The organism is Pseudomonas protegens, from assembly GCF_003732485.1.
In the GTDB taxonomy this organism is placed as follows: domain Bacteria; phylum Pseudomonadota; class Gammaproteobacteria; order Pseudomonadales; family Pseudomonadaceae; genus Aquipseudomonas; species Aquipseudomonas protegens_B.
Genome location: NZ_MOAK01000088.1, coordinates 58,109 through 64,618, shown reverse-complemented (window position 1 = coordinate 64,618; position 6,510 = coordinate 58,109). Strand labels below are relative to the sequence as shown.

General features: G+C 61.9%; 5 protein-coding genes. 4 read left to right on the top strand and 1 reads right to left on the bottom strand.

The features are described 5' to 3' along the window. Window positions 1-167, bottom strand: a 167-nt coding sequence (locus BLX41_RS36875; protein WP_404942819.1) for a hotdog domain-containing protein, incomplete at its 3' end; no start/stop codon positions are given. A 394-nt stretch (window positions 168-561) separates the two neighbouring features. Between BLX41_RS36875 and BLX41_RS31650 the strand changes: the two genes are divergently transcribed. The 4 genes from BLX41_RS31650 to BLX41_RS33935 all read left to right on the top strand — a co-directional run. Beyond that, entirely contained in the window at window positions 562-1,860 is a 1,299-nt protein-coding gene (locus BLX41_RS31650) for an MFS transporter (RefSeq protein WP_123728043.1), read from the top strand. Between the two features lie 187 nt (window positions 1,861-2,047). Continuing rightward, window positions 2,048-3,031, top strand: a complete 984-nt coding sequence (locus BLX41_RS31645) for a phosphate ABC transporter substrate-binding protein PstS (RefSeq protein WP_102881328.1) — start codon at window positions 2,048-2,050, stop codon at window positions 3,029-3,031. 473 nt (window positions 3,032-3,504) lie between these two features. Then, window positions 3,505-5,538 carry an ABC transporter permease subunit gene (locus tag BLX41_RS31640; protein ID WP_185073889.1) on the top strand — a complete coding sequence of 678 codons (2,034 nt, stop codon included), beginning with the start codon at window positions 3,505-3,507 and terminating at the stop codon, window positions 5,536-5,538. Window positions 5,539-5,553: 15 nt separating this feature from the next. Further along, the coding region (locus BLX41_RS33935; RefSeq protein ID WP_473241695.1) for an ABC transporter permease family protein at window positions 5,554-6,510 on the top strand (957 nt) is incomplete at its 3' end.

Genomic DNA, 6,510 nt, shown 5'->3' with positions numbered 1-6,510 from the left:
CGCCCGCCGGCGACGCGGCTGGCCATGGCGGTGCCCGCCAGGTCCATCTGCGCCACCAGCCAGCCGCCGAAAATATCGCCAAAGCCGTTGGTTTCACGGGGCAAAGCGGTGATTTGCAGGGCCAGGTCGCCTTGCGGGATTGGATCTTCTTGTTCGAGTTCTATCATGCCGAGGGGCCTCTGACCCGTGACGCTTCATGGGTACTTCAGGTGAATAGCCGTCTTCAGGAAAAACGATTCAGCCCGAACACACTGCGTTCGTCACGTTCTTTCTAAGGCGTGCTAAAGGGAAACTCTGCGAAATCGACTGGCACTGTCCAGGGACTGGGGCGCGCAGCAGCGTTTTCGCACAGCAACCCTTGCCAGAAGCGGCTTTGCGCTTCGAGGTTTGCGAGTATATCGGTCGATAGACTCCGCGACGACCCACTCAGTTCGCAAATTTGTGAGTCATTTGTGCGCCGCTGTGTACGCATTCGAACAATTTGCTATCGTGCCGAACCTGCCAGGCCCCAACCAGCGCTGTTGCGGCTTCCAGAACCGACTAATAAGAGAAGCCCTTGCCATGACCACTGTGCCCTCGAGCGCCGCGCAGCCAGCGCAGCCCGCCCGTCCCTTGACCCGTAGTGACTACAAGACCCTGTCGCTGTCTGCCCTGGGCGGCGCGCTGGAGTTCTACGACTTCATCATTTTCGTGTTCTTCGCCACCGTGGTCGGCAAGCTGTTCTTCCCGGCAGACATGCCCGAGTGGCTGCGCCTGATGCAGACCTTCGGCATCTTCGCCGCCGGTTACCTGGCGCGGCCCCTGGGCGGGATTGTCATGGCGCACTTCGGCGATCTGCTGGGGCGCAAGAAGATGTTCACCCTGAGCATCTTCATGATGGCGGTGCCGACCCTGATCATGGGCCTGCTGCCGACCTACGCGCAGATCGGTATGTGGGCGCCGATCCTGCTGTTGCTGATGCGGGTGATCCAGGGCGCGGCCATCGGTGGTGAAGTGCCAGGTGCCTGGGTATTCGTTTCCGAACACGTTCCCCAGCGGCATATCGGCTACGCCTGCGGCACCCTGACCTCGGGCCTGACCGCCGGGATTCTCCTGGGCTCGCTGGTGGCCACTGCAATCAACAGCATCTACACCCCGGTGGAAGTGGCGGATTACGCCTGGCGTATCCCGTTCCTGCTGGGTGGGGTGTTCGGTCTGTTCTCGGTGTACCTGCGCCGCCTGCTGCACGAAACCCCGGTGTTCGCCGAGCTGCAACTGCGCAAGGCCCTGGCCGAAGAACTGCCGCTGCGCGCTGTGCTGCGCGATCACCGCGGCGCCATCGTGATTTCCATGCTGCTGACCTGGCTGCTGTCCGCCGGGATCATCGTGGTGATCCTGATGACCCCCACCGTGCTGCAGACCGTCTATAAATTTCCGGCCATCACGGCTTTGGAAGCCAACAGCCTGGCGATCGTGTTCCTGAGCCTGGGTTGCGTGGCCTCCGGAGCCCTGGCGGACCGTTTCGGTGCCGGCAAGGTGTTCGTGTTCGGCAGCGCCTTGTTGCTGGCCACCTCCTGGACCTTCTATCACGGCCTGCTGGACAACCCGCAGTGGCTGTTCCCGCTGTATGCCCTGACCGGCCTGTTCGTCGGCACCATCGGTGCGGTGCCTTACGTGATGGTCAAGGCGTTCCCGGCAGTGGTGCGCTTCAGCGGCCTGTCGTTTTCCTACAACCTGGCCTACGCGATCTTCGGTGGCCTGACGCCGATGGTGGTCACCTGGCTGCTCAAGGAGAGCCCGATGGGCCCGGCCTATTATGTGGCAATCATTTGCGGCATCGGCCTGCTGGTGGGGTTGTACCTGTGGAAGAAGGGCCGCTGACAGGCTTGATGCCCATTTAGATGGGTTCGCCGGCCAGCCGGCTCCTACCGACACAATAAGCAAAGGCCGGCTTCCGTTGAGGAATGCTGGCCTTTCATCTAATTGTCATATTCCGGACATAGAGTGTTCACACGGCCTACAGATACTTGGCCCCGACTTAACACACCCTATCTGCTAGGAGTAAGGCATGAAACTGAAGCGTTTGATGGCGGCAATGACCTTTGTCGCCGCTGGCGTTGCGACTGCCCACGCGGTTGCCGCTGTTGACCCTGCTATCCCGAGCTACACCAAGACCACTGGTGTGTCGGGCAACCTGTCCAGCGTCGGTTCCGATACCTTGGCGAACCTGATGACCCTGTGGGCCGAGAACTACAAAAAAGAATACCCGAACGTCAACATCCAGATTCAGGCCGCCGGCTCCGCCACCGCGCCACCCGCGCTGACCGAAGGCACCTCCAACCTGGGCCCGATGAGCCGCAAGATGAAGGACACGGAACTTGCGGCCTTCGAGCAGAAGTACGGCTACAAGCCAACCGCTATCCCGGTGGCCGTGGACGCCCTGGCGGTGTTCGTGCACAAGGACAACCCGATCCAGCACCTGACCATGGAACAGGTCGACGCGATTTTCTCGTCCACCCGTCTGTGCGGCGCCAAGGCTGATGTAAAAACCTGGGGCGACCTGGGTGTGAAGGGCGATCTGGCCAACAAGCCGGTGCAACTGTTCGGCCGTAACTCGGTATCCGGCACCTACGGCTACTTCAAGGAAGAAGCCCTGTGCAAAGGCGATTTCAAGCCTAACGTCAACGAGCAGCCAGGTTCGGCTTCGGTGGTGCAGTCCATCAGCTCCTCGCTGAACGGCATCGGCTACTCGGGCATCGGCTACAAGACCGCTAGTGTGAAGACCGTAGCCCTGGCCAAGAAAGGCAGCAGCGACTTCATCGAAGACACCGAAGAAAACGCCCTGAACGGCAAGTATCCGCTGTCGCGCTTCCTCTACGTCTACATCAACAAAGCCCCGAACAAGCCTCTGGCCCCGCTGGAAGCCGAGTTCGTGAAACTGGTCCTGTCCAAGCAGGGTCAGGAAGTGGTGGTCAAAGACGGCTACATCCCGCTGCCAGCCAAGGTGGCCGCCAAGGCCCTGGCTGACTTGGGTCTGAAAGAAGGCGCATAAGCCGCCGCAGAAGGTCCGGGCTCCCCGGACCTTCTGGTTTTCGTAGGAGCTGGCCGGGCGGCGTTCCGCTGACCAGTGCAAGCGCCCGCAAGGGCGACTCAGGCTCAAGGCCGGCTCCTGCAACCTCATTTTTCTGTCCGCTGCAGGCTCTGCCACGTGGCGGATTTGCTGCGTCACTGCATTGTCATCTTTCTGTCATACAGGATCGCTAGGGTGTGCGCATGAATGATCTGGCCAACTCCCCCATGACTACGACTTCTCCCCCCAAGCGCATTGACTTCAATACGCCTGAACTGCAACGCAAGCGTCGCATTCGCGCGCTCAAAGACCGCCTGACCCGTTGGTACGTCCTTGTTGGCGGACTGGCGGTGCTGGGTGCGATCACCCTGATCTTTTTCTTCCTCGCCTATGTCGTGGTACCGCTGTTCCAGGGGGCCGACCTGACCGCCAAGGACCCGCTGACGCCTGCCTGGATGCAGGACGCCGGCAAGCCGCTGATGTTCTCCCTGGAAGAGCAGAACCAGGTCGGCATGCGTGTCTCCGATAAAGGGCAGGCGCTGTTCTTCGACATCGACAGCGGTGCCGAGCTGCGCAAGGTCGAGCTGCCGATTCCGGCGGGCGCCAGCGTCACCTCCATCGGCAAGGACCAGCCCGGCAACCCGCTGGTGGTGGTCGGCCTGTCCAACGGCCAGGTTCTTGTGTTCCGTCACACCTACAAGGTCAGCTACCCGGACGGCAAGAAGACCATCTCGCCGGCCATCGAGTACCCCTACGGCGAAACTCCGATCACCCTGAACGAGCAGGGCGGTGCCCTGGAGCACGTCAACCTCAACGCCACCGATTCGTCGCTGATCATCGCCGGTTCCACCGGTGCGCAACTGCATGTGCTGAAACTGACCAGCGAAGAAAACATGATGACCGGCGAAGTCACCAGCGAGCAGAGCCGCATCGAGCTGCCGCAGATGACCGAGGCGGTGAAGGCGATGTACATCGATCCGCGCCAGCAATGGCTGTATGTGATCAATGGCCGGGCCCAGGCCGACGTGTTCAGCCTGCGGGACAAGAGCCTCAACGGTCGCTACAAGCTGCTGGAAGATGCCAACACCGAAGTCACCGCCAGCACCCAGCTGGTGGGCGGCATCTCGCTGATCATCGGCACTTCCAAGGGCGGCCTGGCCCAGTGGTTCATGGCTCGCGACCCGGATGGCGAACTGCGCCTGAAACAGATTCGCACCTTCCAGATGGGCACCGCGCCTATCGTTGAAATCACCGCCGAAGAGCGCCGCAAGGGTTTCGTTGCCCTGGATGCCGCCGGCAAGCTCGGGGTGTTCCACAGCACCGCCCACCGCACCCTGCTGGTGGATCAGGTGGTGGACGGCCAGGGCCTGTTCGGCCTGTCGCCACGGGCCAACCGGGTGATCGTCGAGGCTGGCGGCAAGCTGCAACCGCTGCTGCTGGACAACCCGCACCCGGAAGTGTCCTGGAGCGCGCTGTGGAGCAAGGTCTGGTACGAGAACTACGACGAGCCTAAATACGTCTGGCAATCCACCGCGGCCAACACCGATTTCGAACCCAAGCTGAGCCTCTCGCCCCTGACCTTCGGCACCCTGAAGGCGGCGTTCTACGCCATGCTGCTGGCGGCTCCGCTGGCGGTGGCGGCGGCGATCTACACCGCCTACTTCATGGCCCCGGGCATGCGCCGCAAGGTCAAGCCGGTGATCGAACTGATGGAAGCGATGCCGACGGTGATCCTCGGCTTCTTCGCCGGCCTGTTCCTGGCGCCCTATGTCGAAGGTCATCTACCGGGCATCTTCAGCCTATTGATGTTGCTGCCGATCGGCATTCTGGTGGCCGGTTTCATCTTCAGCCGCCTACCGGAGTCGATCCGCCTGAAAGTGCCGGATGGTTGGGAAAGTGCGCTGCTGATTCCGGTGATCCTGTTCGTGGGCTGGTTGTCGCTGTACATGAGCCCGTTCATGGAGAACTGGTTCTTCGGCGGCGACATGCGCATGTGGATCTCCCACGACCTGGGGATCACCTACGACCAGCGCAACGCCCTGGTAGTTGGTCTGGCCATGGGTTTTGCGGTGATTCCGAACATCTACTCCATTGCCGAAGACGCCGTGTTCAGCGTACCCCACGGCCTGACCCTGGGCTCCCTGGCCCTGGGCGCCACGCCGTGGCAGACCATGACTCGCGTGGTGATCCTCACCGCCAGCCCGGGGATCTTCTCCGCGCTGATGATCGGCATGGGCCGCGCCGTGGGCGAGACCATGATCGTGCTGATGGCCACCGGCAACACCCCGGTCATGGAAATGAACCTGTTCGAAGGCCTGCGCACCCTGGCCGCCAACGTCGCGGTGGAAATGCCCGAATCGGAAGTCGGCGGCAGCCACTACCGCGTGCTGTTCCTCTCGGCGCTGGTGCTGCTGTTGTTCACCTTCGTCATGAACACCCTCGCAGAACTGATCCGTCAGCGTCTGCGCAAGAAATACTCGTCGCTTTAAGAAAGGTAGAAGTCTGTGAAACAGAACTCCCTAAAAGACTGGTTCAAGAGCGGCGCCCCGGGCGTCTGGATCAGCGGTGGCGCGGTGTCCATCGCGGTCATCATGACCATCGGCCTGCTGGCGGTGATCGCTGTGCGCGGCCTCGGCCACTTCTGGCCGGCCGACCTGGTGCACGCCAACTATGACGTGCCGGGCCAGGCCAACCACCTGGTCATCGGTGAAGTGGTGCAGAAGGAAGAAGTGCCCCGGGCGCGCCTGAAGAGTGCCGGTCTGCCGGTGCCCGACCAGGGCCCGGAGTTCATGACCCGGGAGCTGATCAAGGTCGGCAACCGTGACTTGAACGGCAACGACTTCACGTGGATCGTCGGTGAATGGCTGATCAACCAGAGCTACCCCAAAGAGCTGATGGCCATCGAGCGCCGTGAGTGGGGCAACTTCTACGGCTACCTGGTCAACGTCAAGGAAAGCGGCAAGGTGATTGCCGAGGGCGAAGCCGCCTGGCCCGAGCTGCAAGCGCGGATCGACCGGGTGAACAAGCTGGCAGCCCAGCTCAAGAGCCTGGAGAAGTCCGACATCGGTGCGATTAACGCCGGTCTGGAGCGCATCCGTCTGCACGGTCGCAAGCTGGAGCTGGAGGGCCAGATGAGCCCCGCCGCCCAAGCCGACATGGACGCCGAGCGTGCCGAGCTCAATGCCCGTTACCAGGACATCGAAGCCCGGCTCAATGACCTGCACGCCCAGTTCAATCGCGACAGCCTGACCGCCCGCGATGCCAACGGCAAAGAGCTGGAGATCGGCCTGGGCAAGGTGGTGCACGCCTACCAGCCGAATGCCATGGGCACCTTCACCAAGATCGGTTTCTACTTCAGCAAGGTCTGGGAATTTCTCAGCGACGACCCCCGTGAAGCCAACACCGAAGGCGGGATCTTCCCGGCGATCTTCGGTACCGTGATGATGACCCTGATCATGGCC

Bases quoted from the DNA above. Each gene is read 5' to 3' on its own strand.
- BLX41_RS31640 (WP_185073889.1), top strand. From the start codon at position 3,505: ATGCAGGACGCCGGCAAGCCGCTGATGTTCTCCCTGGAAGAGCAGAAC.
- BLX41_RS31650 (WP_123728043.1), top strand. From the start codon at position 562: ATGACCACTGTGCCCTCGAGCGCCGCGCAGCCAGCGCAGCCCGCCCGT.
- BLX41_RS31645 (WP_102881328.1), top strand. From the start codon at position 2,048: ATGAAACTGAAGCGTTTGATGGCGGCAATGACCTTTGTCGCCGCTGGC.